The 24,883-nt window shown below is 64.4% G+C and carries 25 protein-coding genes; 13 read left to right on the top strand and 12 right to left on the bottom strand.

What is annotated here, in order from left to right; genetic code table 11:
* Positions 1 to 16: 16 nt before the first annotated feature.
* The gene (locus tag AC07X5_RS17705; protein ID WP_494771215.1) at positions 17 to 949 is read left to right on the top strand and encodes a bifunctional enoyl-CoA hydratase/phosphate acetyltransferase; all 933 of its coding nucleotides are present in this window, start codon (positions 17 to 19) and stop codon (positions 947 to 949) included.
* Entirely contained in the window at positions 946 to 2,064 is a 1,119-nt protein-coding gene (locus tag AC07X5_RS17700) for an acetate/propionate family kinase (RefSeq protein ID WP_494771214.1), read from the top strand. Before AC07X5_RS17705 ends, AC07X5_RS17700 begins: the two co-directional genes overlap by 4 nt.
* Before the next feature lie 10 nt (positions 2,065 to 2,074).
* Here the strand turns inward: AC07X5_RS17700 and bla are convergent, their stop codons facing one another.
* The gene (bla, locus tag AC07X5_RS17695) at positions 2,075 to 2,968 is read right to left on the bottom strand and encodes a class A beta-lactamase (protein ID WP_494771213.1); all 894 of its coding nucleotides are present in this window, start codon (positions 2,966 to 2,968) and stop codon (positions 2,075 to 2,077) included.
* A 117-nt stretch (positions 2,969 to 3,085) separates the two neighbouring features.
* Here bla and AC07X5_RS17690 point away from each other — a divergent pair, with 117 nt between their 5' ends.
* A complete protein-coding gene (locus tag AC07X5_RS17690; protein WP_494771212.1) occupies positions 3,086 to 3,961 on the top strand; it encodes a LysR family transcriptional regulator in 876 nt (291 codons plus the stop codon).
* A 16-nt stretch (positions 3,962 to 3,977) separates the two neighbouring features.
* Here AC07X5_RS17690 and AC07X5_RS17685 read toward each other — a convergent pair whose 3' ends face one another.
* The gene (locus tag AC07X5_RS17685; RefSeq protein ID WP_494771211.1) at positions 3,978 to 5,615 is read right to left on the bottom strand and encodes an HD domain-containing phosphohydrolase; all 1,638 of its coding nucleotides are present in this window, start codon (positions 5,613 to 5,615) and stop codon (positions 3,978 to 3,980) included.
* A gap of 94 nt (positions 5,616 to 5,709) precedes the next feature.
* Here AC07X5_RS17685 and trhO point away from each other — a divergent pair, with 94 nt between their 5' ends.
* The 10 genes from trhO to AC07X5_RS17635 all read left to right on the top strand — a co-directional run bounded on the left by trhO (position 5,710) and on the right by AC07X5_RS17635 (position 15,178).
* Positions 5,710 to 6,699: an oxygen-dependent tRNA uridine(34) hydroxylase TrhO gene (gene trhO, locus AC07X5_RS17680; protein WP_494771210.1), complete on the top strand. Its 990-nt coding sequence runs from the start codon at positions 5,710 to 5,712 to the stop codon at positions 6,697 to 6,699.
* Positions 6,696 to 7,370, top strand: coding sequence for a glutathione S-transferase (locus tag AC07X5_RS17675; protein WP_494771209.1), 675 nt, complete (start codon positions 6,696 to 6,698; stop codon positions 7,368 to 7,370). The genes trhO and AC07X5_RS17675 overlap by 4 nt, the downstream gene beginning before the upstream one ends.
* Before the next feature lie 206 nt (positions 7,371 to 7,576).
* Positions 7,577 to 8,443, top strand: a complete 867-nt coding sequence (locus AC07X5_RS17670) for a hypothetical protein (RefSeq protein ID WP_494771208.1) — start codon at positions 7,577 to 7,579, stop codon at positions 8,441 to 8,443.
* Position 8,444: 1 nt separating this feature from the next.
* Complete coding sequence (locus AC07X5_RS17665) at positions 8,445 to 9,101, top strand: hypothetical protein (RefSeq protein WP_494771207.1); 657 nt, start codon at positions 8,445 to 8,447, stop codon at positions 9,099 to 9,101.
* 49 nt (positions 9,102 to 9,150) lie between these two features.
* Complete coding sequence (locus AC07X5_RS17660) at positions 9,151 to 10,146, top strand: hypothetical protein (protein WP_494771206.1); 996 nt, start codon at positions 9,151 to 9,153, stop codon at positions 10,144 to 10,146.
* A 19-nt stretch (positions 10,147 to 10,165) separates the two neighbouring features.
* Positions 10,166 to 11,080: a LysR substrate-binding domain-containing protein gene (locus tag AC07X5_RS17655; RefSeq protein WP_494771205.1), complete on the top strand. Its 915-nt coding sequence runs from the start codon at positions 10,166 to 10,168 to the stop codon at positions 11,078 to 11,080.
* A 202-nt stretch (positions 11,081 to 11,282) separates the two neighbouring features.
* The gene (locus tag AC07X5_RS17650) at positions 11,283 to 12,104 is read left to right on the top strand and encodes an NAD-dependent epimerase/dehydratase family protein (protein ID WP_494771204.1); all 822 of its coding nucleotides are present in this window, start codon (positions 11,283 to 11,285) and stop codon (positions 12,102 to 12,104) included.
* A complete protein-coding gene (locus AC07X5_RS17645; RefSeq protein WP_494771203.1) occupies positions 12,101 to 13,126 on the top strand; it encodes a Gfo/Idh/MocA family protein in 1,026 nt (341 codons plus the stop codon). Before AC07X5_RS17650 ends, AC07X5_RS17645 begins: the two co-directional genes overlap by 4 nt.
* The gene (locus tag AC07X5_RS17640) at positions 13,123 to 14,148 is read left to right on the top strand and encodes a Gfo/Idh/MocA family protein (protein WP_494771202.1); all 1,026 of its coding nucleotides are present in this window, start codon (positions 13,123 to 13,125) and stop codon (positions 14,146 to 14,148) included. Before AC07X5_RS17645 ends, AC07X5_RS17640 begins: the two co-directional genes overlap by 4 nt.
* 55 nt (positions 14,149 to 14,203) lie before the next feature.
* Entirely contained in the window at positions 14,204 to 15,178 is a 975-nt protein-coding gene (locus AC07X5_RS17635; protein WP_494771201.1) for a Bug family tripartite tricarboxylate transporter substrate binding protein, read from the top strand.
* Positions 15,179 to 15,181: 3 nt separating this feature from the next.
* Here the strand turns inward: AC07X5_RS17635 and AC07X5_RS17630 are convergent, their stop codons facing one another.
* From AC07X5_RS17630 to AC07X5_RS17585, 10 genes are all read right to left on the bottom strand, one after another.
* Entirely contained in the window at positions 15,182 to 16,729 is a 1,548-nt protein-coding gene (locus tag AC07X5_RS17630; RefSeq protein WP_494771335.1) for a leucine-rich repeat domain-containing protein, read from the bottom strand.
* Positions 16,730 to 16,924: 195 nt separating this feature from the next.
* Positions 16,925 to 17,461, bottom strand: coding sequence for a disulfide bond formation protein B (locus AC07X5_RS17625; protein WP_494771334.1), 537 nt, complete (start codon positions 17,459 to 17,461; stop codon positions 16,925 to 16,927).
* 179 nt (positions 17,462 to 17,640) lie between these two features.
* A complete protein-coding gene (locus AC07X5_RS17620; protein WP_409954585.1) occupies positions 17,641 to 18,765 on the bottom strand; it encodes a sulfate/molybdate ABC transporter ATP-binding protein in 1,125 nt (374 codons plus the stop codon).
* Positions 18,766 to 18,778: 13 nt separating this feature from the next.
* Positions 18,779 to 19,687 (bottom strand): sulfate ABC transporter permease subunit CysW, encoded by a 909-nt coding sequence (cysW, locus tag AC07X5_RS17615; protein WP_494771200.1) that lies wholly within the window; start codon positions 19,685 to 19,687, stop codon positions 18,779 to 18,781.
* A complete protein-coding gene (cysT, locus tag AC07X5_RS17610; protein ID WP_494771199.1) occupies positions 19,684 to 20,574 on the bottom strand; it encodes a sulfate ABC transporter permease subunit CysT in 891 nt (296 codons plus the stop codon). Before cysT ends, cysW begins: the two co-directional genes overlap by 4 nt.
* Before the next feature lie 3 nt (positions 20,575 to 20,577).
* Positions 20,578 to 21,582, bottom strand: coding sequence for a sulfate ABC transporter substrate-binding protein (locus AC07X5_RS17605; RefSeq protein WP_494771198.1), 1,005 nt, complete (start codon positions 21,580 to 21,582; stop codon positions 20,578 to 20,580).
* A gap of 151 nt (positions 21,583 to 21,733) precedes the next feature.
* Complete coding sequence (locus tag AC07X5_RS17600) at positions 21,734 to 22,336, bottom strand: RBBP9/YdeN family alpha/beta hydrolase (protein WP_494771197.1); 603 nt, start codon at positions 22,334 to 22,336, stop codon at positions 21,734 to 21,736.
* 57 nt (positions 22,337 to 22,393) lie between these two features.
* Positions 22,394 to 23,035, bottom strand: a complete 642-nt coding sequence (locus AC07X5_RS17595) for a peroxiredoxin (protein WP_494771196.1) — start codon at positions 23,033 to 23,035, stop codon at positions 22,394 to 22,396.
* Between the two features lie 113 nt (positions 23,036 to 23,148).
* Positions 23,149 to 23,880 (bottom strand): AAA family ATPase, encoded by a 732-nt coding sequence (locus AC07X5_RS17590; protein WP_494771195.1) that lies wholly within the window; start codon positions 23,878 to 23,880, stop codon positions 23,149 to 23,151.
* 28 nt (positions 23,881 to 23,908) lie between these two features.
* Positions 23,909 to 24,778, bottom strand: a complete 870-nt coding sequence (locus AC07X5_RS17585) for an HDOD domain-containing protein (protein WP_494771194.1) — start codon at positions 24,776 to 24,778, stop codon at positions 23,909 to 23,911.
* Positions 24,779 to 24,883: the final 105 nt, after the last annotated feature.

Genomic DNA, 24,883 nt, shown 5'->3' with positions numbered 1-24,883 from the left:
ACTTCTGTGATGGACGATGAACAGTTTTGATACCGACTCCCTGCTCGCCCACTGCCGCACGCTGGCACCGGCGCGCACCGCCATCGTCCATGCGGTCACCGCCAACGTGCTGCAGGCCGCGCAGGAGGCGCAACAGCATGGGCTGATCACGCCCGTGCTGGTGGGGCCCGCCGCACGCACCCGCGAGGCGGCCGAAGCCGCGTCGGTGGACATATCGGGCTGGCAGCTGGTCGATGCGGAGCACAGCCACGATGCGGCCGCAAAGGCCGTGGCCCTGGCGGCGGCGCGCGAGGTCGATGCGCTGATGAAGGGCTCGCTGCACTCCGACGAGCTGATGGGCGCGGTGGTGAAGAGCGACGCCGGCCTGCGCACCGAGCGGCGCATCTCCCACGCCTTCCTGATCGACCAGGAGAGCTATTCCAAGGCCTTCCTCATCACCGACGCAGCGGTGAACATCGCACCCGATCTGGCCACCAAGGTGGACATAGTGCAGAACGCCGTCGATCTCTGGCATGCGCTGTTCGGCGCGGACATTCTGCCCAAGGTGGCGGTGCTGGCGGCGGTGGAGACCGTCAACCCGAAGATGGTCGCCACGCTCGATGCCGCCGCGCTGTGCAAGATGGCCGACCGCGGCCAGATCACGGGTTGCCTGATCGACGGACCGCTGGCTTTCGACAACGCGATCAGCGTGGAGGCGGCCCGCACCAAGGGCATTGTCTCGGAGGTCGCGGGCAACGCCGACATCCTGGTGGTGCCCGACATCGAGGCAGGCAATATGCTGGCCAAGCAGCTCATCTTCCTCAGTGGGGCGGAGGCCGCCGGCATCGTGCTGGGCGCGCGCGTGCCCATCATCCTGACCAGCCGGGCCGACAGCCAGCGCGCGCGCCTGCTGTCCTGCGCCGTGGCCCTGCTGCTGGCCCATGCGCGCAGCAAGGGGCAGATCAAATGACGCAGCCCCTGGTCCCCGTGCTGCTGGTGCTCAACGTCGGCTCGTCCAGCATCAAGTTCCAGGTATTCGAGCGCGAATCGCTGTCGGTGCTGATGGCGGGCAAGGTGACGGGCATCGGCACCAGCGCCCAGCTGTCGGCCAAACTCGCCGCTGCCGAGGCTACCCCCGTGCGCACCGCCCTGCCTACGGCCGACCACGACAGCGCCATGGCGGCGGTGATTGCCCTCATCGACGAGCACGACGACGGCTGGCGCCTGGCGGCCGTGGTGCACCGCGTGGTGCATGGCGGCGCGGCCTTCCATGCGCCCGTGGTCGTCACCCCCGAGATCCTGGCCCAGTTGCAGGCGTTGGCCCCGCTGGCCCCCCTGCACCAGCCGCACAATCTGGCCGGCATTGCCGCATCGCAGCGCCTGGCCAGCCATGCGCTGGACATCGCCTGCTTCGACACGGCCTTCCATGCGCGCATGGACCCGGTGTTCCAGGCCTTTGCCCTGCCCGAGAGCGCTCGGAGCCGGGGGGCACGCCGCTATGGCTTCCATGGCCTGTCGTACGAATGGCTGGCCCACGATTTGGCCCGCACCCGCCCCGACCTGGGCCAGGCCCGGGTAGTGGCCGCCCACCTGGGCAACGGCGCCAGCCTGTGCGCCATGCAGGGCGGGCGCAGCGTGGACACCACCATGGGCATGACCGCCCTGGACGGCCTGCCCATGGGCACGCGCAGCGGCGCCATCGACGCTGGCGCCGTGCTCTACCTGCAGCGCGAGCTGGGGATGGATGCGGACCAGGTCGAGCACCTGCTGTACCAGGAGTCGGGACTCAAGGGCCTGTCGGGCGTGAGCAGCGACATGCAGGCGCTGCAGGCCAGCGCCGACCCGCAGGCGGCCTTTGCCATCGACTACTTCGCGCTCAAGGTGGCGCAGTACACGGCCATGCTGGCGGTGTCCATGGGCGGCATCGATGCGCTGGTGTTCACCGGCGGCATCGGCGAGAACGCCGACACCGTGCGCGCCGCCATCCTGGCCCGGCTGCCCATGCTGGGCAACTTTGAGACCCTGGTCATCCCCGCCAACGAAGAGAAGATGATGGCCATGCACGCAAAGCAGTTGCTGGGCTGACTGGGCTGACCTACGCCGCCAGCGCCCACTGCGCCACCAGCGCCCCGATCTCGGCCATGGCCGCGTCGCGCTGTTCGGGCGGGGCCTCGCCGCCGGTCAGGTAGCAGCTCACCACGATGGGCTTGCGCTCGGGCGGCCAGAACACGCCCGCATCGTTGCTGGTGCCGCGCGATGCGGTGCCGGTTTTCTCGCCCGCCTTCCAGCCCTCGGGCAGGCGGGCGCGCAGGCGCTTGTCGCCCGTCTTGTTGGCCAGCAGCCAGCCCTGCAGCTTTTCGCGCGAGGCGGGCGACAGGGCTTCGCCCAGCGCCAGGGCCTGGATGCAGTGCACCATCGCCACGGGCGTGGTCGTGTCGCGCGGGTCGCCGGGCTTGGCCTCGTTGAGCGCGGGCTCGATGCGGTCCAGCCGCGTGATGCTGTCGCCCAGCGACCGCACATAGGCCGTCAGCGCCGGCGGGCCGCCATTGCTCGCCAGCAGCAGGTTGGCGGCAGTGTTGTCGCTCAAGGTCATGGTGCCGGCACACAGCTCTTCCACCGTGAGGCCTGCGCCATCGGCATGCGGCTCGGTCACGGGCGAGTAGGCCACCAGGTCCTTCTTGGCGTAGGTGATGCGGCGGTCCAGCTTGTCGTGGCCCTGGTCCACGCGGCGCAGCGTCTGCGCGGCCAGCAGCAGCTTGAAGGTGCTGGCCATGGGAAAGCGCTCGCCGCCCCGGTGCGCGATCTGCCGGCCGCTGTGGGTGTCGAGGGCGGCCACGCCCACGCGGCCGCCCACGCTGGCCTCGATGCGCTTGAGCGCTGCCTGCCACGCGGTATCGGCCGGCGAGGCACTGTTTTTCTGCGGGCTGGTCTGGGCCCAGGTGGCCAGGGAAAGGAGGCCGAAGGCGGCCACGAAGTCTCGTCGTTGCATTTGATTACTTATGGAGTGGTTGTCAGGAATGGGTGCAACGATACCGATGGCAGGCCCAAAGCACCATCGACAATAATCGCCCGCAGACCCAAGAAAAACTTCTGGATACTTTTTTCCATGCACTTGCCGCTCAACGCCCTGCGCGCCTTCGAGGTATCGGCCCGCCACCTGAACCTCACGCGCGCCGCCGACGAGCTCAACGTGAGCCAGACGGCCGTGAGCCAGCACATCCGCAACCTGGAGGACCGGCTGGGCAAGCCGCTGTTCCGCCGCCTGCCCCGGGGCCTGGCGCTCACCGACGAGGGCCAGGCCCTGCTGCCGGTGCTCAGCGAGGCCTTCGAGCGCATTGCCGCAGCCCTGGAACACATGAGCGATGCGCGCCCGCGCGAGGTGCTCACCGTGGGCGTGGTGGGCACCTTTGCCGTGGGCTGGCTGCTGCCGCGGCTGCGCGATTTTCAGCACGCCTGCCCGTTTGTGGACCTGCGCCTGCTGACGCACAACAACCGGGTGGACATGGCTGGCGAAGGGCTGGACTATGCGATCCGCTTTGGCGACGGCGCCTGGCACGGCACCGAAGCGCAGTGCATCCTGCACGCCCCCATGACGGCCATGTGCGCCCCGGCCCTGGCCCACCACCTGCGCCACCCGGCCGACCTGGCGCGCCAGCCGCTGCTGCGCACCTACCGCGTGGACGAGTGGGCCGCCTGGTTCGAGGCCGCGGGCGCGCCCTGCCCCGTGGTGCGCGGCGCCGTGTTCGATTCGTCGCTGACCCTGGCCGAGGCGGCCGTGCAAGGTGCCGGCGTGGCGCTGCTGCCGGTGAGCATGTTCACGCGCGAGCTGCAGCAGGGCCGCCTGGTGCGCCCGTTTGCGCTGGAGCTGCAGCATGGCGCCTACTGGCTCACGCGCCTGAAGTCCCGCACGCCCAGCCAGGCGATGGAGGCGTTTCACCAGTGGCTGATGGCCCAGGTCGGCACCGCCGCGCAGGCGGCGTAAGAACCGGTTCTTGGGCTCAGCCCAGGGCCTTGGCGATCACCTCGGCGGGGATCTCGTCCACCTGGGCGGGCTCCAGAAATTCCTTGCCATAGCGCGCATACACGCCCTCGCGCACGAACACCTGGAACAGGTCGGGGTCGATGTGGCCGTTGTCGCGCATCTTGCACATGATGCCCAGCGCCTGCGACAGGGTCATGCCGCTCTTGTAGGGCCGGTCGGCGGCCGTGAGCGCCTCGAAGATGTCGGCAATGCCCATCATGCGCGCCTGCACCGACATCTGGTCGCGCGTGAGGCCGCGCGGGTAGCCCTTGCCATCCATGCGCTCGTGGTGGCCGCCGGCGTACTCGGGCACGTTCTTCAGGTGGCGCGGCCAGGGCAGCGTCTCCAGCATCTTGATGGTGGCGACGATGTGGTAGTTGACGGTGTCGCGCTCGGCCTGGGTGAGCGTGCCGGAGCGGATGGTCAGGTTCTCCACCTCCTCGGCCGTAAGAAAGCTGGTCTGCACGCCCTGCGGGTTGCGCCACTGGCGCGCGGCCGAGATGTCGCGCACGCGCTGCTGGTCTTCGGCGCGCATGGCCTCGGCGCCCTGGTTGCAGCGGCGCATGAACTCGCGCTCTTCCTCCAGCGTGTGGATGCTGCTCTGCAGGCCCTGCAGCTCCTGCGCCTCGGCCGCGGCGTCCACCACCGGGCGCAGCGCCAGCTGGCGGCGCAGGGCGGCCAGCTCGGCGTCGCGCTTGAGCACCTCGAAGCGCGTGTCCACCAGGCCGATGCGGTCGTACAGGGTCTGCAGCTTGGTGGCCTTGTCCACCACGTGCACGGGCGTGGTGATCTTGCCGCAGTCGTGCAGCAGGCCCGCCATCTTGAGCTCGTAGCGGTCGCGCTCGGTCATGGTGAAGCCGGCCAACGGCCCTTCCTGCGTGGCGTTCACCGCTTCGGCCAGCATCATGGTCAGGGCCGGCACGCGCTGGCAGTGGCCGCCGGTGTAGGGCGACTTTTCGTCGATGGCCAGGTTGATCAGGTTCACGAACGACTCGAACAGCCGTTCGAGCTGGGTGATGAGCAGCCGGTTGGTCAGCGCAATGGCCGCCTGCGAGGCCAGTGACTCGGCCAGGCTCTGGTCGGCCACGGAAAACTCGGTCACCTCGCCCGTCTCGGGGTCGCGCGCGTTGATGAGCTGCAGCACGCCGATGAGCTCGCGGTCGTGGTTGCGCATGGGCACCGTGAGGAACGACTTGGAGCGGTAGCCCGTGCGCTGGTCGAACAGGCGCGTGCCCGAGAAGTCGAAGCCCTCTTCGCTGTAGGCATCGCCCACGTTCACCGTGCGATCGTGGATGGCCGCGTACGCCGCCACCAGCGAATCGTTGGGCGAGCCATCGGCATTGCGCAGCGGCAGTTGCGGAAAATCGATGGGCCGGCCGGTGGTGCCGCCCAGGCGGATGTCAAGCGAATCAGTGCGCACGATCTCGAAGGCCAGGGCATCGCCCTCCTCCGTCACGCTGTACAGGGTGCCGCCATCGGCCCCGGTGATGGCCTTGGCGGCCTCAAGGATGTTCTCCAGCAGCCGGTCGATGTCGCGCTCGCGCGAAAGCGCCGCACCAATGCCGTTGAGCTGCTCAAGCCGGCGAAAAAGGTGGACGGTGGATTCCTTGCTCATGAAGCGACCCTGGCTGCAACGTTGGCGACCGCCCATCGTAACCAAAAGTGACCGCTATCATCAGCCTTTCCGTCCTGTTTTACACCTCGCCTCCGTGCAGTCCGTCACGCCCCGCATCCTTACCGCCGCCCTCTACCAGTTCGTTGATCTGCCGGACTTTGCAGACCTGCGCGACCCCTTGCAGGCGTTGTGCGACACCCACAGCGTGCGCGGCATGCTGCTGCTGGCGTCCGAAGGCATCAACGGCACCATTGCCGGCCCGCCCGAAGGCGTGCACACGGTGCTGGCCTGGCTGCGCAGCGATGCGCGCTTTGCCGCGCTGCAGCACAAGGAGGCCCTGGGCGAGCGCCAGCCCTTCTACCGCATGCGCGTGCGCCTCAAGCGCGAGATCGTCACCCTGGGCGTACCCGGCCTGAACCCTGCCCGCAACGCCGGCACCTACGTCAAGCCCGAGGACTGGAACGCCCTGATCGCCGACCCCGCCGTGGTCGTGGTGGACACGCGCAACGACTACGAGGTGGGCATCGGCAGCTTCGAGCGCGCCATCAACCCCCACACCAAAAGCTTTGCGGAGTTTCCGGCCTGGGTGGCCCAGCAGTCCGCCCCCGGCGGCGTGCTCGAAGGCAAGCCGCGCGTGGCCATGTTCTGCACCGGGGGCATCCGCTGCGAGAAATCGACTGCGCTGCTCAAGTCCCAAGGCTTTGGCGAGGTCTACCACCTGCAAGGCGGCATCCTCAAGTACCTGGAGACCGTGCCCGAGGAAGACAGCCTGTGGCACGGCGACTGCTTTGTCTTCGACGAGCGCGTATCGGTAGGCCACGGCCTGGCGCCCGGCCACCACCAGCTGTGCCGCTCGTGCCGCATGCCGCTGGGCGAAGCCGAGCTGGCATCACCCCACTACGTGGCCGGCGTGAGCTGCCCCTATTGCCACGGCACGCGCACCCCCGAGCAGGAACAGGCCCTGGCCGAGCGCGAGCGGCAGATGCAACTGGCCAAGGCGCGCGGCGAAGAACACATCGGCGCCCGCCAGCCGGGCGCACCGGCACGCGCCACCACGGCCAGTGGCGGGGACGAACCCGCATGAGCACGACCGCCCTGCCCGTCCTCTACTCCTTTCGCCGCTGCCCCTATGCCATGCGCGCCCGCCTGGCCCTGGCCGTGAGCGGCCAGGCGTGCGAGCTACGCGAGGTGGTGCTGCGCAACAAGCCCCAGGGCCTGCTGCAGGCATCGCCCAAGGCGACTGTGCCCGTGCTGGTGCTGCTCGATGGCACGGTGCTGGAGCAGAGCCTGGACATCATGCGCTGGGCGCTGGGACGCAGCGATCCTGAAGGCTGGCTCACGCCGAGCCAGGGCGACGAGGCCGGCATGCTGGCACTGATCGCCGAGTGCGACGGCCCCTTCAAGCAGGCGCTGGACCGGTGCAAGTACCCGAGCCGGTATCCGGAGGCGGATGGCGCGCTGGCACGAACCCAGGCCGTGGAGTGGTTGCAAGGGCTGGAGACGCGGCTGGCCAGGCAGCCCTTTCTGTTTGGCAGCCATGCGGCGCTGGCGGATATGGCAATCGCGCCTTTTGTGCGGCAGTTTGCGGGGATTGATGCCGACTGGTGGGTGGCACAGCCCTGGCCGACCCTTCAGGCTTGGCTGACACTCTGGCAGGCTGGTGCACTGTTCGATAGCGTGATGCACAAGCTTGATGCCTGGGTAGATGGGACGGAGGGCGTGCGGTTTCCCGCAGTCATCGTTTGCATCAAGTGACTGCGAGAAGGCCCCTATGGGCAGCGTTGATGTACGAGCATCACGGTAAAGGCTCATGACGTCTTTACGGGACCCATTCATACTAATTTCATCGCATGACCCTTGCTCGATAACGACAAAAGGCCACCCGATCGAGAATTGCAATTCCGCATTGGACATCTTAGACGCCAAAAGTTATAAGGCATGCTTAAACAAAGGAGGGAGAAATGGCGACTTTTAGCGTTCACTTTGATGGAGATATAACTTACGAGCACCAAGTGAGCATTAGAGTTCTTGGAAAAACTTATCTCAAGATGCAAAGTGCTATTGATAGAGCATATATCGTTCAAAAACATGGCTCTGTTCATAAGTATGAAAAATTAACACGCGAAGAATACCAAGAGACAGAATTTATTGCTTTATACCCCCAAGAGGGCGGAATAATTCTGGATGCCGTAAGGGAGGGCGGAAGCACAATATTGGATGTGATTCAAGCAGTTACCGCGCGCATCTATGGTCAAGCCGTAGATAGTGCTGTAGAACAAAATCAAAACTTCGGCCAGCAATTGGAGGCCAGAAGGGAGATTGCGCACAGAGTTGGATCACGCAATCAGTCATTTGATACGGTCCGCGCGGGCAATGATGCAGAGTGGGGTTATGCGTACTCCAATAGATCTGTAGTTAAAGAGATTGATGGCTTGATTTCCCAGATAAATCGTTCAGACCTGACAAGCAGTACAGTTGCACTTACTATTTTTGGCACTAGAGCCAATCTCCCCATAGAGTTTGATCAAAGGTTGGCCAAACGCTTCCATTCGATAGTTTCACAGAGAGCGCTCGGGCCGGCCATGATCGTCCATATTGCGATTCGATCTTTAGACAAAGGTAGCCGAAACATAAAACCTAGTGCGAAGGTAAAAAATCTCCATACAAATAAAGAAGTAGCATTGAATTTGTTTGATGCAAGAGATTTTGAAGCGCTTCATCCTTTTCACAATATTGAATCTGGTGTTCGTATATATGCCTGCCCTATCATGGAGGCCGGCGGTTTTGATTTCCAAGGGGGTGACCTCCAATTTTTAGGAGTGGCATAGAATGGCAGATTGGTCAGACATAAGTGCTCCTTATTCGGATGCAATTACGCAGATATTTCCCATACATCGAGCAGCCGTTTTTTTAGGTGGACTCTCTGCATCTCTGTCGATTGAAAAATCAAAGGAAAGCATTGTTTCGGCATTTCTTTCTTTTAAATTAATGGATATAGCAAATATATCTACGGGATTTTTTAAAGAATTGACAGGGCTTAATCTTCTGGCTGGGCTCTCGGCCGTTTTGGTGGCAATTTTGCTTTCAAAAACATTAACTCACTTAATTTTTAATTTAATAAACAAAGCCACAGCCATTAAGCAAAGAACTCAAGATATAGATACAAATTGGGCAAAAGAATTATCCATAGAAGATAGAAAAACAGCACTCGAATTGATTGAGACTGCCACTTCAGAGGCAAGAAACAGACTTCGCACGATAGCGGGATTTAACGAGCTTGCAGCAGGATTTTTTTCAATAGTTCTAGTAGCATCAGCGTGCACTGGATTAATTGACTTTTCGATATCACTCGTAATTTTGGCAGCATCGGTAATTTCCCACGCGATGAGCTTGTATGTCTTCATAAATGACTACTATGGTTTGGCGGCAACCAAAGCCCAGTTGCTTGGGAAAAGCGTTCCATCAATAGGCATCAATCAGGCATAAGCTATTGCTCCACCTTAAAGCAACTTGCGCAGAAAATACGAGGATCAGCATGTCAAAGCGCAACTTGATTGAAGAGATCAGAGAAAAGAACGAGCGGGCTGAGTCGCGCTTTCTACACGGCCACATTGAGCTCTACTCCATCGAGAGCAGTGCCAAACAACTCACAGAATCGGACCACACCCTGCGAGCTCTACATCTCATGGGCATCGCAGCTTGCATTGAGGTAAGCGTTAGAGAGGCCATGAAGCGGTTGATCGACTCTGGTGCTCCATATCTGGATAGGGTGGAAGGCTTTAAAGAGCATATGCGCTTCGACTTTGCCTTAACGAAAGCGTTAAACACCGGCCAGATTACGTTCGGAGATTTGGTAGCGCACTCTCTTCCCGTAAGCAACATCGGGCACATTGCCTCGCACATGGAGATGCTCTATGCAAATGGCGCGAAAAAGTTCCCTTCAATACTTGCGGGGATTCGAGAATTCGTCGAGCCAGACGTGATGAGTGAACACGACGAGGCCGCCAATCCATCGCCCCGTCAGCTTATTGAAGATCCACAACGTTTATGCGAAGACATTGCTTCCATCTTCACGCTACGCCATCTTGTGGCGCATGAAGCAAGCTTCCAGATTGTCACAATCGATGTGTTCGTCGGTCTGCTCGAAAGTGCGAGGGAGTTTGTCAACGCTATGTATGAGCTTGTGGAGCAGACCATCTTTCCTGGCAGGTCTAGAAACGGCCATGGCCTTTCATTCCAGCACATGAAGGCTGCCCAAGAGGTGGTCAACTCAGCGGCAGCACTATCCGCCCTCGTTCGCGAGCGACTTGAGCGGAATCAACCGGAAAACAAGGAAGTTTTGGAAGCTTTTGACAAAGTCACCGTAGCATTCGAGCAGTATCACCACGCAGAAGAGTCGTTTATTTTCGCATTTCAGCAGCCATTTTCCGGAAATGCCATGCGTAACATGGACGCTAGTTTGTCCCAGAGCCTCTATAGCCATCGCCTCCAAAGGCTCCGCGAACTCGATGAGGCTACGAAACCATTCTGAGAGCAATTTGTGCAATACCTTGCTGTTTGAATTCCTTATGGACCTCCGCCGCCTAACCTATTTCGTAGCCGTAGCGGAAGAACGCCACCTCGGCCGCGCCGCCGAGCGCCTGCACCTCTCCCAGCCTCCACTCACCCGCCAGATCAAGGCCCTGGAGGCCGAAGTCGGCGCCCAGCTCTTCGAGCGCACTCCGCGCGGTATGGTGCTCACCCACGCGGGCGAAACCCTGCTGCGCGATGCGCGGGCCATCTTCGGCATGGTGGACCAGGCGGCGGATCGGGCGCACCGGGCGGGGCGTGGCCGGCTGGGGCGGCTGGATGTGGGGGTGTATGGCTCGGCGATTTTCGGCATCGTGCCGAACATCCTGGCGCGGTTTTCGCGCGAGAACCCCGATGTGGAGATTGCGCTGTACCACGCGCAGACGCCGCAGCAGGTGTCTGCCCTGCGGCAGGGTCGGGTGCTGATTGTGTTCGAGCGGCTATTACCGGCCGACAGCGACCTGCAGGTGGAGCGGGTTGCCAGCGAGCCGCTGTGGGTGGCCATGTCAGACAATCATCCGCTGGCGCGGCGCAAGAAGATCCCCGTGGCCCTGCTGCGCAACCATGCGCTGGCGGTGGGCTCGTCCCCCTCAGCCACGGCCACGCTGCTGCGGCTGTGCGCCGAAGAGGGCTTTGAGCCGCAGATAGCCACGCAGACCAGCGATGTGGTCATGGCCACGATGCTCACGGCCTTCAGCAGCTGTCTGACGGTGGTGCCCTACTCCATGCTGAGCGTGCAGTTCCCTGGCGTGCGCTATGTGCCGCTGGTGGCGGCGCGCGGCGATGCGACGATGGAGCTGTATTGCTTTTACCGCAAGGACGAGGCCTCACCGCTGCTGCAGCGGATGCTGGAAACCGTTCGGACCTACAGCACGGATTTGCCTTTGCCCGTCTAGCGTCGTTGGGCAGCCTTGCCGTGCGACAGCATTGTCTGCGGCTTCCCGCCTAGCTATACGGGCAAATGAAATCCGCAGGGCTGCGTTCGGCCTGTAAAAGTCCTTACCGAAAAGGTATGGAGTTGAACGAAATTGGGAATGGACGTTTCTCGTGGACGGGTGAACACTGCGATGCAGGTCACACAAGAATACGGAGACAACATTGAGTTCACGTCCATTCAAGCGCCTGCTGTTGACAGGCGCGGCAGGCGCGCTCGGCCGGGTGCTGCGGCCGGCCATGCGGGGCCACGCATCCATTCTCAGGGTCTCGGATATCGCGCCGATGCCAGCCGAGGGCAGCGACGAGGTGGTCGATTGCGACCTGGCCGACAAGGCGGGCACCGATGCGCTGGTCGCGGGGTGTGACGCCATCGTGCACCTGGGCGGCATCTCGGTAGAGCGGCCGTTCGAGGAGATCATCGAGTCGAACATCCGGGGCACCTTCCACCTGTACGAAGGCGCGCGCCGGCATGGCGTGAAGCGCGTCGTGTTTGCCAGCTCGAACCATGTTGTGGGCTTTCACCGGCAGGATGCGCATCTGGAGACCGATTGCGAGCGTCGGCCCGATGGGTACTACGGCATCTCCAAGGCGTTTGGCGAGGACCTGTCGCGCTTTTACTTCGACCGCTATGGCATCGAGACGGTGTGCCTGCGCATCGGCAGCGCCTACGCCGCCCCCAAGGACCAGCGCATGCTGTCGACCTGGCTGAGCTTTGCCGACCTGGAGGCGCTGGTTGCCCGGTCGCTGCTGGCGCCCGACGTCGGGCACCTGATCGCCTACGGCGTGTCGGCCAACCCCTCGGTGTGGTGGAGCAATGCCAAAGCGGCTGCCCGCCTGGGCTTCGAGCCGCGCGATACCTCGGCGGCGTTCAAGGACTCGGGCGCGCTGCCGGCTGCCCTGCCCGGCTCGCCGGAGGCGCGCTTTCAGGGCGGGTCGTTCGTGACCCGGGGGCCCTACGAGACCTTGCCGGAGGTGGCGCCATGACGGTCCGCTTTGGCGTGGTGGGCATCGAGCACCGCCACATCTACCACCTCATTGGCGGCCTGCTGGATGCGGGCGCCATCTGCGTGGGCTACTGCACCGCGCATGCCGACCCGCTGGTGCTGCAGGGCGTGCAGTCGCGCTTTCCGCACCTGAAGGCCGTGGAGTCGGCAGAGGCGCTGCTCGACGACGATTCCATCGAGCTGATCGTGACGGCCGATGTGCCGTCGCGCCGCGCGCTGCTGGCTGTTGAGGCCATGCGGCGCGGCAAGGATGTGCTGACCGACAAGCCGGGCGTGACCAGCTTTGCGCAACTGGCGGCCGTGCAGGCGGCAGTGCGCGATACGGGGCGGATGTTTGCGATCTGCTTTTCCGAGCGGCACATCGTGCCCTCGGTGGCCATGGCGCAGAAGCTGGTGCAGGACGGCGCGCTGGGCCAGGTGTTCCATACCCTGAGCATGGGCCCGCACCGTCTCAACGCGGCCACGCGGCCGGCCTGGTTCTTCGACAAGGCATATTACGGCGGCATTCTGGTGGACATTGCCTCGCACCAGATCGACCAGTTCCTGGTGCTTACCGGCTCGACCGATGCCACGGTGGCCCATGCCGTGCACTCGCACATCGGGCAGGCCACGCCGGCCAGTTTTCAGGACTTTGGCGAGATTGCGCTGGCATCGCGCGACAACGCGGCGCGTGGCTATATCCGCGTGGACTGGTTCACGCCCGATGGGCTGCCGACCTGGGGCGATGGGCGCCTGTTCATCGGAGGCACCGAAGGGTCCATCGAGATCCGCAAGTACGTAGACATCGAAGGGCACGCTGGCGGCGAGCACCTGTTTCTGTGCGACCGCACCGGCACGCGGCACATCGACTGCAGCCAGGAGCCGATCACCTTCTTCCGCGACCTGGTGGCCGATGTGCAGAACCGCACGGACAAGGCCGTACCGCAGGACCATGTGTTTGCCGTGAGCCGGCTCGCGCTGGAGGCCGATGCCCTGGCTACCCGAAAGGGGGCCGCCGCATGACGACAAGCACCAAGAAACTGGGCATTGCCCTGCTGGGCGTGGGCCCGGGCTCCGAGCCGCACCTGCAGAGCCTGGCCACGCTGGCCGACAGCGTGGACCTGCGCTGGGCCCTGGCCCGCAGCAACCCGGACAAGGCCAAAGCGGCAGTGCCCTCTTCCACCCGGGTGACGGGCGACCTGGATGAGATTCTGCGCGACCCGCTGGTCGAGGCGGTCATCGTGGCGACGCCGGCCTATACGCACCTGGAGATCGCCTCGGCCACGCTCGCAGCCGGCAAGCACACCCTGGTGGAAAAACCGCTGGACGTGACCCTGGCCCGGGCCGAGGAACTGGTGGGCACCGCAAAGACCCGTGGCGTGCACCTGGGCGTGGTGCTGCAGCACCGCTTTCGACCCGGTGCGCAGCGCCTGAAGCAACTGCTGGAGTCGGGCGCGCTGGGTACCGTGCAGAGTGCCGTGCTGCAGGTGCCCTGGTGGCGCTCGCAAGAGGGCTACTACGCCAAGGCCGGGCGCGGCACGCTGGCGCGAGATGGGGGCGGCGTGCTGCTCACCCAGGCCATCCACGCGATCGACCTGTTCCGCAGCCTGGTGGGGGTGCGTGCCGTGGTGGCCTCGCAGATTGCGACCACGGCCATCCACCAGATGGAGACCGAAGACTTTGCCAGCGCCCTGCTCACCCTGGGCAATGGTGCGCCGGGCGTGCTGGTCGCTACCACGGCCATGTACCCCGGCCGGGCCGAGGTGCTGGAGCTGGTGTGCCGCCATGCCACGGCCACGCTGGAGGGCGGGACGCTGCGCGTGCAGTACCACGATGGCCGCACCGAGATGGTCGAGGGCGAAGCCAAGTCGGGCAGCGGCGATTCGATCATGGACTTCTCGCCCGATGCGCACATCGCCCTGCACCGGGACTTCTTCGGCGCCGTGGCCCAGGGCCGGGCACCGACCGTGACGGGCGAGGAAGCCCTGGCCACGCACCGGCTTATCGAACAGATCGTGCGGCAAGGACAAGAAAGAGCTGCCTGAAGCAAAGCAGCTAAACCAAGCAAATCAAAGAAATTACCACAAGGAGACAAAAGCCATGAAGAAAGTGTTCAACCAGATCGCGCTCGCCCTGGCGGCGGTGTGCGCAGCAGCCACCCTCCCCGCGCACGGCGCCGACTTCCCCACCAAGCCGGTCAAGATCGTCGTGCCCTATGCGCCGGGCGGCACCACGGACGTGCTGGCCCGCTTCATCGGGCAGCGCCTGGCCGACAACCTGGGCCAGTCCGTCGTGGTGGACAACCGGCCCGGCGCCGCCGAGGCCGTGGGCGCTGGCCTGGTGGCCAAGGCGCCGGCCGACGGCTACACCCTGCTGCTGGCGACGATGACCACGCAGGCCATCAACCCCACGCTGTTTCCCAAGCTGTCGTTCGATGCGACCAAGGAGCTGACGGCCATTGGCCGCGTGGCCGACGTGCCGGCGATGATCGTGGTGAACCCTGGCGTGCCCGCCAACACCCTGCCGGAGTTCCAGCGCTACCTGAAGGCCAACCCGGACAAGAGCTACGCTTCGCCCGGCAACGGCACGCCCAACCACCTGGCGACGGAGCTGTTCAAGCGCGCGGCGGGCGTCGAGGCGCTGCACGTGCCCTACAAGGGCGGCGCGCCTGCGGTGCAGGACCTGATGGCCGGGCAGGTGCAGTTCATGCTGATCCTGGCGCCCGAGGCCATGCCGCTGGTCAAGACCGGCAAGCTGCGCAACCTGGCCATCACCACCCAGCAGCGCTCGCCCATGTTCCCTGACCTCCCGACCGCCTCGGAACAAGGCGTCAAGGACTTCGAGCTGGTGGTCTGGTACACGCTGCTGGCGCCTGCCGGCACGCCCAAGGACGTGGTGGCCAAGCTCAATGCCTCGCTGAACGCGGTGCTCAAGGAAAAGCAGACGATGGACAAACTGGCCGAGCTGAGCATCAAGCCCGCCGGCGGCACGCCCGAGGAGGCCATGGCCTATGCCCGAAGCGAGGCGGCGCGCTGGAAGAAGGTGATCGAGGACGCGGGGATCAAGGCGGAATAAGCATCACACCTTTTTCTTCTCCAAACGCGCCAGCGCCGCCTCATACGCCTGCAGCACCTCCGGCCGGGTTTCGGCGGCGACGTCGAACCGGGTGGCCAGCACACCGGCGTCGGCTTTGCTGCCTAGCAGACCGATGGCCTTGAAGATCTTTTTCATGAAGGCGGCGTCGCCGCCGATGATCTGCCGCTCAAAACGCAGCAGGTCCATGATGGGCTCCACCAGTTGCGATGACTTGGTCTTGCCGACCGCATCGAGCAGGTTTTTATAGATGCCCAGGTGGATGGCCGAAAACCTGTCCCGGTCGTTGAAGAAGGTGAGGAAGAGGTCGGTGCAAGCCGGGCTGGCCATCTCGCACAGAACATGCGTGATCGTGACGTGCTCGATCTTGAGCTTGCCGGCCTCGCACTCCTGCTTGAAAGGGTACTGTTCCATTGCGGTATGAAAGCACTCGGTCATGGGTGCGATGGTGCGTTCGCCAAAACTGCTGAGCACGTCCTTCAGCAATGCCCACTCCTCGTGGTGGTACGGCCGCATGCCATTGGCAACCATGGCATGGAAGGCGCCCTCGGCCGGGTGGGCCAGCACGCCGCGCAGGGTTTCTTCGTCGAAGTTACGGACTGCCAGGCGGGAGAATGCCTTGCCCAGCAGCGCCAGGTCGGTGATGGCGTAGACCGCAGGCCAGTCCTTGGCCTGCATCAGGTCGGCCACGCGCGAGGCCTCCACGTCCCCTGCGTCGTTGGGCACCTGGGGCGGTTCGGGTGGCAGGTCCAGCTTCAGGGCGAGCCGCTCTTCGAGTTGTGGTGCGTCGACATGAAAGCGAACGAACTTGCGGCCCGCCAGCGGCGCCAGCGTGCTGATGGGGTTGTACGCCACGTCCAGCTTCACGACCTGAGGGCATGCGGCCAGCGGTGACAGGTCGCTGATCTCGTTGAAGCTGAGGTCCAGGTCCGTCACCTGGGTGCAGGCAACCAGAGGGGAAAGGTCGCTGAGCGGGTTGCCGGAGAGGTCCAGTGAGACCAGTCCGGGATAGCTTTGCGCGTAGCCTCGCAAGAAGCCCAAGTCCGAGATACCGTTGCGTGTCAGATGCAGGGATTGGAGCTGCGGCAGATTCAGCCCCGCAGGAAGCACCGCCTTCTTGTTGTATCGCAGAGTGAGGTGGGCCAGCGCCTGAAAGCCGTTGAGAGCTTGGACATCAGAGAACTTGCAGTTCTCGATGCGCAGCGTGCGCAGGCGCGGCAGCGCGCACAGTGCGGCGAGGTTGGTGAACTTCACTTTTTCCAGCCACAGCGTTCTCAGGCTGGTGATGTGGGCGATGCGCGCCAGATCCAGGGGCTCGGCCATCTTGCTGTTGCTCAGGCGCAGCATGTCCACATCATCGCAACCTGCAATGTGGTCCAGGTCCTCGCTTTGGAAACGGTCCAGCCTCAGCTTGCTCGAGTGGTTGAGCACACGGACAGGGTAGTCATCGTCATTGGTCCATTTGGATTTTTGGGTTGCCATGGTGTGGGACTTCGAGAATTGATGCAGGTGGGCGCGTTGGCCTGGCAACATCGCCACCAGCGCACAGCGTGTGCATCATAGAAGGCAACCTGGCAGGCCTGCTGGACAGCTTGTCCAGAGTTGGCGCCCCCAAGATGCAATGCCATGGAAAGGCTCTGGGGCGGCGTGGATGCTCGCAACCCGCACAAACAAAAAGGCGCTCCGAGGAGCGCCTTTGTCATGGTTGGCTGGAAACGGTTTCCTGCCTCAGGCCATCGAGTACCCTGCCCCACCCCGACGCCCGCCCTTGAGGTGGCGCGCCAGCAACACCAGCATCACGAGGCCGAAGCCCACGAAGCAGATGAAGGACCAGTTGGCGATGGAGCCGCCCAGGAAGGTCCAGTCGATGGCCGCGCAGTCGCCCGAGCCGCGGAAGATCATGGGGATGGCGCGGCTGATGGGGTAGTTCTCGATCATGCCGTAGAAGTCGCGGCCGCAGGTGGCGACTTCGGGTGGGTACCACTGCAGCCAGCTCTGACGGGCGGCCACGAAGGCGCCGAAGCCGGCAATGAGCACGGCGATGCCGGCCAGCGACATCCACCAGCCGCGCGAGTTGCGCGCGGCGGCCAGGCCCGTGAACACGGCCACGCCGATCAGCGCATAGCGCTGCACGATGCACATGGGGCACGGCTCCAGCCCCACCACATGCTGCAGGTACATGCCGAAGGCCAGCATGGCCACACAGGCCAGGCTGATCAGCCCGAGGATGCGGCGCGGCGCCGTATCGATCCAGTTCAACAACACCATCATTCTTATCCTTGTTGCATGCGGATTGGCCTTCGACCGCCTAACGTCGTTGGGTGGCCTTGCCGTGCTACAGCACTGTCTGCAGCCACCCGCCTAGTTATCCGGCCAAAGGCCAATCCGCTGAAGCCCCGACACCCGGTCTGCCCCGGGTGCCCAGAAGGGCTACAAGGCAAGCGTCAGATGTTGGCGGCGTGGTCCAGAAAAACCTTGGCGCGGCGCGGTGTCACCACCAGCGTCTCGCCTTCCTTGAAACCCATTTCCTTGAACTGCTGCGCGGGGATCTGTGCCTCGATCAGCGTCTCGGAAGTCGAATTGTCCGCTGGTTTGTGATCGTCGGACGGAATAAGTTCCAGCCGCGCGATGGGGCCGACCACGATGGCACGGCTCAGCTGCGCCACGATGCCGGTGGGCCGGCCCGAGGCGTCGACGCCCACGCCCGGTGAGTAGCGCTGCACATCGAGGTCATGCGGGCGCACGTAGGCGAACGCCTTGGTGTTCTGCGCATCGGCGTGTTCGGGCGAAGCGATCTGCATGCCGTCGAGGTGCACCAGGCCCTCGTGGGCGCGGCCCTGGAACAGGTTCACATCGCCCAAAAAGCCGTAGACAAACGGGCTGGCCGGGTGGTCCCAGACCTGCTGGGGCGAGCCGCTCTGCTCGATGCGGCCCTGGTTGATCACCACCACGCGGTCGGCCACTTCGAGCGCTTCTTCCTGGTCGTGGGTCACGAAGATGCTGGTCACGTGCAGTTCGTCGTGCAGGCGGCGCAGCCAGCGGCGCAGTTCCTTGCGCACCTTGGCGTCCAGGGCGCCGAAGGGCTCGTCGAGCAGCAGCACCTTTGGCTCCACCGCCAGGGCGCGGGCCAGCGCAATGCGCTGGCGCTGGCCGCCCGACAGCTGCGAGGGGTAGCGCTCGGCCAGCCAATCGAGCTGCACCAGCTTGAGCAGGTCGGTCACCTTCTTCTTGATCTGGGCCTCGCTCGGGCGTTCGCTGCGCGGCTTGACACGCAGGCCGAAGGCCACGTTCTCGAACACGGTCATGTGGCGGAACAGCGCATAGTGCTGGAACACGAAGCCCACGTTGCGCTCGCGCACGTGCACGTCGGTCGTGTCCTCGCCCGAGAAGTGGATGGTGCCCACGTCGGCCGTCTCCAGGCCGGCGATGATGCGCAAGAGCGTGGTCTTGCCGCAGCCCGAGGGGCCGAGCAACGCGATCAGCTCGCCCGAGGCGATGTCCAGGCTCACGTCGCGCAGCGCATGGAAGTCGCCGAACTGCTTGCTGACGTTGCGAATTTCGATACTCATGTTTTTTCTTCCTTCAGCCAGCTGTGCCAGGCGCAGGACGTTCGGGCGGCAGCTCGGCCGCGGCCTTCATCTCCTGCTCGTTGCGCCATTCGGCAATCGACTTGATGACCAGGGTGACCAGCGCCAGCAGCGCCAGCAGCGAGGCGGCTGCGAACGCGGCGACGGATTGGTATTCGTTGTAGAGAATCTCCACATGGAGCGGGATGGTGTTGGTCTGGCCGCGGATGTGGCCCGAGACCACCGACACAGCGCCGAACTCGCCCATGGCACGCGCATTGCACAGAATCACCCCGTACAGCAGGCCCCACTTGATGTTGGGCAGCGTGACGTACCAGAACGTCTGCCAGCCGGTGGCACCGAGCACGATGGCGGCCTGCTCCTCGTCGTTGCCCTGGGCCTGCATCAGCGGGATCAGCTCGCGCGCGATGAAGGGAAAGGTCACGAACACGGTGGCCAGCACGATGCCGGGCACGGCAAAGATGATCTTGATGTCGTGCGCCTGCAGCCAGGGGCCGAACCAGCCCTGCGCGCCGAACATCAGCACGTAGACCAGGCCGGCCACCACGGGCGAGACCGAGAACGGCAGGTCCACCAGCGTGGTGAGGAAGGCCTTGCCCTTGAACTCGTACTTGGCGATGCACCAGGCGGCAGCCACGCCGAACACCAGGTTCAGCGGCACGGCGATGAGCGCCGTGATCAGCGTGAGCTTGATGGCCGACCAGGCATCGGGCTCGCGCAGGCCTTCGAGGTAGGCGCCAAAGCCCTTGCGCAGCGCCTCGGCGAACACCGCGGCCAGCGGCAGCACCAGGAACAGCAGCATGAAGAGCAGCGCCACCGTGATCAGGGTGTAGCGCACCCAGGGCGCCTCGGTCGTACCGGCGCGCGCACGGCGTACCGTGCGGGAGTTGGTGGTGGCGCTCATGCCGGTGCCCCTGCGTGGCGGCGCTGCCAAGCCTGCAGCGCGTTGATGACCAGGAGCAGGATGAACGAGATCACCAGCATGACCACCGCCACGGCGGTGGCGCCGGCGTAGTCGTACTGCTCGAGCTTGCCGATGATGATGAGGGGCGTGATTTCAGACACCATGGGCATGTTGCCGGCGATGAAGATGACCGAGCCGTACTCACCCACCGCCCGCGCGAAGGCCATGGCAAAGCCGGTGAGCAGCGCAGGGGTGATGGAGGGCAGGATGACCTTGGTGAAGGTCTGCCAGCGCGTGGCGCCCAGGCAGGTGGCGGCTTCTTCGAGTTCCTTCTCGGCGTCTTCGAGCACCGGCTGCACCGTGCGCACCACGAAGGGCAGGCCGATGAAGATCAGCGCGATCACGATGCCCGCAGGCTTGAAGGCCAGCTGGATACCGAGCGGCTCCAGGTACTGCCCGACCCAGCCGTTGCTGGCCAGCAGCGCGGTCAGGGAGATGCCGGCCACGGCCGTGGGCAGCGCGAACGGCAGGTCCACCAGCGCATCGACGATCTTCTTGCCGGGAAACTTGTAGCGCACCAGCACCCAGGCGATCAGCAGGCCGAAGAACAGGTTGACGACGGCCGCGATGAAGGAGGCGCCGAAGGTGAGCCGGTACGAGGCCACCACGCGCGGTGCGCTGATGGCCGTCCAGAACTGCTCCCAGGTCAGGGTGAAGGTCTTGAACAACAGTGCCGACAACGGGATCAGCACGATGATGCTCAGGTAGAACAGCGTGTAGCCCAGCGTCAGGCCAAAGCCGGGCAGCACCCGTTTGGACGCACGCCGGCCGGCCTGCGCAGGGGCCGCGATGGCACCCCGCGCGGCCACAGAGGTCGCAGCGGTCATGGCTTACTTGGCGCCGGGCGTGTAGAGCTTGTCGAACTGGCCGCCGTCGTTGAAGTGCACCTTCTGTGCATCGCTGAGCGAGCCGAAGTACTTGGCCACGGTGAATTGCTTCAGGGGCTTGAAGGTGTCGGCGTACTTCTTGAGCACGGTTTCCGAGCGCGGACGGATGGCGTGCTTGGCCGCAATTTCCTGGGCTTCTTCGGAGTACAGGTAATCGAGGTAGGCCTTGGCCAGCGCGCCCGTACCCTTCTTGGCGACGGTGCGCTCGACCACGGCCACGGGGTTCTCGGCCACCACGCTCACGGAGGGGTAGACGGCATCGACCTTGCCGGTGCCGAACTCACGGTCGATGGAGACCACTTCGGATTCAAACGTGATCAGCACGTCGCCCTGGTTGCGCTGCAGGAAGGTGGCGGTGGCATCGCGGCCGCCCTTGGCCAGGATGGGCACGTTCTTGTAGAGCTTGCCCACGAACTCGGCGGCCTGCGCTTCGGTGCCGCCCTTTTCGCGCACGGCACCCCAGGCGGCCAGGTAGGCATAGCGGCCGTTGCCGCCGGTCTTGGGGTTGACCACGATGACCTGCACGCCGGGCTTGATCAGGTCGTCCCAGTCCTTGATGCCCTTGGGGTTGCCGTTGCGCACCAGGAACAGCATGGTCGAGGTGGTGGGCGATGCATCGTGCGGGAATTTCTTGGCCCAGTCCTTGGCCACCACGCCGTTGTCGGCGAGGAACTGCACGTCGGTGGTCGTGTTCATGGTGACCACGTCGGCGGCCAGGCCGTCGTTCACGGCGCGCGCCTGGGCGCTGGAGCCAGCGTGCGACTGGTCGATCTTCACGTCCTTGCCGGTGGTCTTCTTGTAGTGGGCGGAGAACGCGGCGTTGTAGTCCTTGTAGAACTCACGGGCCACGTCGTACGACACGTTGAGCAGCGAGTCCTGGGCCAGCGCCATGCCGCTTGCGGTCAATGCCAGAGTGGCCAGGAGAGTCTTGAGTTTCAAAGAAGTCATGTGGCGTAGCCCGTAAGGAAAAGCGGAAGATGCCACATTGTGCGCACAGCGCCTTAAAACTCAAAAGAATACATTCTTGTTAATTAATCGGATTTTGGAATATAGAAACAGGATGTAGCAGCACGCCTGCCCGCACAGGGGCAGGGGCTGCTCAGGCGGAGGCCTGCGCCGCCTGCGCTGGCGTGGGTGCCGCACCGGGTACGGCGCCCTGCTCACCCGTAAGCGATAGCAGCAGCGCCCAGCCCAGCGGCCATTCGCCGTGGCCCGACTCCACATTGATGTGGCCGGCCTGCTGCATGCGCACGAACTCGCTGCCCCACGCGCGGGCATAGGCGCCGGCCAGGCGGATGGGGCAGTACGGGTCGTTGCTGCTGGCCACCACCACGCTGCGGTAGGGCAGCGGCGCGTAGGGCACGGGCGCAAAGTCGCTCAGGATGGCGCGGCGCTCCGGGTCTGCCGGGGCCACCAGCAGGGCACCCTGGATGCGCGCCGCCGCCTCGGGGCCGATGTGGGTGGTGGCAATGCAGCCCAGGCTGTGCGCCACGATCACCACCGGGTGCGGCGCGGCCAGCACGGTCTTTTCGAGCGTGCCGACCCAGGCATTGCGGGTGGGGGTGATCCAGTCGTCCTGCACCACGCGGCGCGCGTTGGGCAAGCGCTCGGCCCACAGGCTTTGCCAATGGCCGGGGCCGGAGTCGCGCCAGCCGGGGACGATGATGATGGAAGTGGGGTTCACGTTGGTAGCGCCCGGCATGGCCCTGGCAGTGCCCTGCCCTTGCAGCAGGAACGCGCGCCAGGGTGCCTGGCTGGCTTACTTGTTGGGCTGGGGCGTGACGCGCAGGTAGGGACGCACGGCCTTGAAGCCCTTGGGGAAGCGCTGGGCGATCTCGGCCGGGTCCTGCAGGCTCGGCACGATGATCACGTCGTCGCCATCCTTCCAGTTGGCGGGCGTGGCCACCTTGTGGCTGTCGGTGAGCTGCAGCGAGTCGACCACGCGCAGGATCTCGTCGAAGTTGCGGCCCGTGCTGGCGGGGTAGGTGAAGGTGGTGCGGATCACCTTCTTGGGGTCGATGATGAACACGCTGCGCACCGTGACCGTGGTCGATGCGTTGGGGTGGATCATGTCGTACAGGTCAGCCACCTTCTTGTCCGCATCGGCAAGGATGGGGAAGTTGACGGTGGTGTTCTGCGTCTCGTTGATGTCGCCCACCCAGCGGTTGTGCGAATCCACGGGGTCTACGCTCACGGCGATGGGCTTGACCTTGCGCTTGGCGAATTCGGTAGCCAGGGCCGCCGTCTTGCCCAGCTCGGTGGTGCAGACGGGCGTGAAATCGGCGGGGTGGGAGAACAACACCACCCACGAATCGCCTGCCCATTCATGGAAATGGATGGGGCCGGCGGTGGATTCCTGGGTGAAGTCGGGGGCGGTGTCGCCAAGTCGCAAGGTGGCCATGGAGGTTGCTCCTTCAATATCTGATGGAGGCATTCTGCGAGCCGGGCTTTAAAACCCAAACGAATATATTGTTCTGACTTAATCGCAAAAACGTCTATCAGGCCCCGAAAAACTCAGTCCTGGTCCAACAGACGGTCCAGCCGTGCGCGGTAGTTGTTGAGGAAGTCGTGCGTCACCGCATAGTGCTCGGTGTCCTCATAGGCCACTTCCGACAGGCCTGTGCCATCGAACAGCACGATCTTCGCGTGCGGGTAGGACAGCAGGATGGGAGAGTGCGTGGCGATGATGAACTGGGATTTGTCTTCGACCAGTTGGTGGATGGCCGAGAGCGCGGCGAGCTGGCGGTTGGGCGAGAGCGCGGCCTCGGGCTCGTCCAGCAGGTACAGGCCTTTGCCGCGGAATTTGTGGGCGAGCAGGGACATGAAGGCCTCGCCGTGCGAGATGCCATGCAGCGAGTTCGTGCCGTAGGCGTCGGGAACACCGTTGTCGTCCACGAAGGTGGCGACGTTGAAAAAGCTCTCGGCCCTGAGGAAGTACCCATCCTTGGGTTGGCGAAAGCTGCGCGCCAGCCGCAGCACCTCGTGCAGGGGCGACACCGACTCGGGGCCACCCACCGCGAAGTCGCGGGTGCCGCCCTGGGGGCTGTAGCCCAGGGCCACGGCAATGGCTTCCAGCAGGGTGGATTTGCCCGAGCCGTTCTCGCCCACCAGAAAGGTCACGTCAGGGTGGAACTCCAGCCGCCCCATCTCCCGGACCGCAGGGATGTTGTACGGATAGGTGTCGTAGTCCACCTCGGCATCGGGGCGGATGCAGACGCTTTGCAGATAGGGTTTGGCGGGCAGCATGGGGTGCCATGCTAACGGCCGGCACGGGTCAGAAGCGCACCGCCTCGAAGGCAGGGTGCAACTCGTCCACCCAGTGGTCCAGCTCTTCTTCGGACACCGCCAGGTGCTCCATGCAGGCCTGACCGTGCTGCCGCCAGTCGCGCGTGGGCTGCAGGTTGTCGTGGTGGTTCACCAAGTACTCGGCCAGCAGGCCCAGGGCCACCAGGTGGCGCACCGTGGGGCTGAAGCGCTCGTCGCCCAGGCAGGTGAAGTCGTGGTGCAGCCAGATGGCCTGGGCCACATCGCCCGGCAGGTGCCAGGTGCGGGCTACCAGGGCCCCCATCACGGCATGGTCGGTCTGGTGGTTGGCGTTCTCGGTCTGGGTGAAGGTGCGGTCCTTGCGCGCCAGGGCCTCGGTCACGGTGGAGCCATAGCCGCGCACCGCCTTGACCAGCACCGGCATGCCCACGTGGCAGAACAGGCCGAAGCTGTAGCCCAGGCCGGGGTCCAGGCTGTAGAGCTGGCGGCCGATGTGCTCGCAGGCAATGGCGCGGCGCTGCGAGCTTTCCCAGAAATGCTCGAGCAGCGGCGAGCGCACCATGAGCGCATTGCGCGTGATGAAGGCCGAGAGCAGCTCCACCGCCGGGTTGAGCCCGAGCACCGTGAGCGCCATGCCGATGGTCTGCACCGGCTGGGCCAGCCCATACAGCGGGCTGTTGGCCTGGCGCATCAGGGCGGCGGCCATGGCCACGTCGGATGCGACCAGTTGCTCCAGCGCACCCGAATCGAGCTCGGGCGCGGCCACGATCTGCTGCAGCCGCACCAGGGATTCGGGGCACGGCGGGATCACGATGGCGCGCACGGAGGGGTGGACGCGGGCCTTCTGGAGGTGGGTATCGATGGGGTGGGCAGTTTTCACGGTGCGCCACGGGCACCTGCGCAAGGGTGGCGCGCAGGCAACCGTTCAGTTGCAACTGGTTGCATTGTGGCCTGAAAACGCGAAGGCCGAAGTGACCTCCAAGCA

It is taken from the genome of Acidovorax sp. GW458-11-26-14-TSB4, assembly GCF_059423865.1.
Note: the sequence above shows the minus strand (reverse complement) of the source record. Positions and strands in the feature narration are given on the sequence as shown.

Excerpts from the sequence above, each read along its gene's own strand:
- AC07X5_RS17705 (WP_494771215.1), top strand. The coding sequence starts at position 17 with ATGAACAGTTTTGATACCGACTCCCTGCTCGCCCACTGCCGCACGCTG.
- AC07X5_RS17700 (WP_494771214.1), top strand. The coding sequence starts at position 946 with ATGACGCAGCCCCTGGTCCCCGTGCTGCTGGTGCTCAACGTCGGCTCG.
- bla (WP_494771213.1), bottom strand. The coding sequence starts at position 2,968 with ATGCAACGACGAGACTTCGTGGCCGCCTTCGGCCTCCTTTCCCTGGCC.
- AC07X5_RS17690 (WP_494771212.1), top strand. The coding sequence starts at position 3,086 with ATGCACTTGCCGCTCAACGCCCTGCGCGCCTTCGAGGTATCGGCCCGC.
- AC07X5_RS17685 (WP_494771211.1), bottom strand. The coding sequence starts at position 5,615 with ATGAGCAAGGAATCCACCGTCCACCTTTTTCGCCGGCTTGAGCAGCTC.
- AC07X5_RS17675 (WP_494771209.1), top strand. The coding sequence starts at position 6,696 with ATGAGCACGACCGCCCTGCCCGTCCTCTACTCCTTTCGCCGCTGCCCC.
- AC07X5_RS17670 (WP_494771208.1), top strand. The coding sequence starts at position 7,577 with ATGGCGACTTTTAGCGTTCACTTTGATGGAGATATAACTTACGAGCAC.
- AC07X5_RS17665 (WP_494771207.1), top strand. The coding sequence starts at position 8,445 with ATGGCAGATTGGTCAGACATAAGTGCTCCTTATTCGGATGCAATTACG.
- AC07X5_RS17660 (WP_494771206.1), top strand. The coding sequence starts at position 9,151 with ATGTCAAAGCGCAACTTGATTGAAGAGATCAGAGAAAAGAACGAGCGG.
- AC07X5_RS17645 (WP_494771203.1), top strand. The coding sequence starts at position 12,101 with ATGACGGTCCGCTTTGGCGTGGTGGGCATCGAGCACCGCCACATCTAC.
- AC07X5_RS17640 (WP_494771202.1), top strand. The coding sequence starts at position 13,123 with ATGACGACAAGCACCAAGAAACTGGGCATTGCCCTGCTGGGCGTGGGC.
- AC07X5_RS17635 (WP_494771201.1), top strand. The coding sequence starts at position 14,204 with ATGAAGAAAGTGTTCAACCAGATCGCGCTCGCCCTGGCGGCGGTGTGC.
- AC07X5_RS17630 (WP_494771335.1), bottom strand. The coding sequence starts at position 16,729 with ATGTTGCCAGGCCAACGCGCCCACCTGCATCAATTCTCGAAGTCCCAC.
- AC07X5_RS17620 (WP_409954585.1), bottom strand. The coding sequence starts at position 18,765 with ATGAGTATCGAAATTCGCAACGTCAGCAAGCAGTTCGGCGACTTCCAT.
- cysW (WP_494771200.1), bottom strand. The coding sequence starts at position 19,687 with ATGAGCGCCACCACCAACTCCCGCACGGTACGCCGTGCGCGCGCCGGT.
- cysT (WP_494771199.1), bottom strand. The coding sequence starts at position 20,574 with ATGACCGCTGCGACCTCTGTGGCCGCGCGGGGTGCCATCGCGGCCCCT.
- AC07X5_RS17605 (WP_494771198.1), bottom strand. The coding sequence starts at position 21,582 with ATGACTTCTTTGAAACTCAAGACTCTCCTGGCCACTCTGGCATTGACC.
- AC07X5_RS17600 (WP_494771197.1), bottom strand. The coding sequence starts at position 22,336 with ATGCCGGGCGCTACCAACGTGAACCCCACTTCCATCATCATCGTCCCC.
- AC07X5_RS17595 (WP_494771196.1), bottom strand. The coding sequence starts at position 23,035 with ATGGCCACCTTGCGACTTGGCGACACCGCCCCCGACTTCACCCAGGAA.
- AC07X5_RS17590 (WP_494771195.1), bottom strand. The coding sequence starts at position 23,880 with ATGCTGCCCGCCAAACCCTATCTGCAAAGCGTCTGCATCCGCCCCGAT.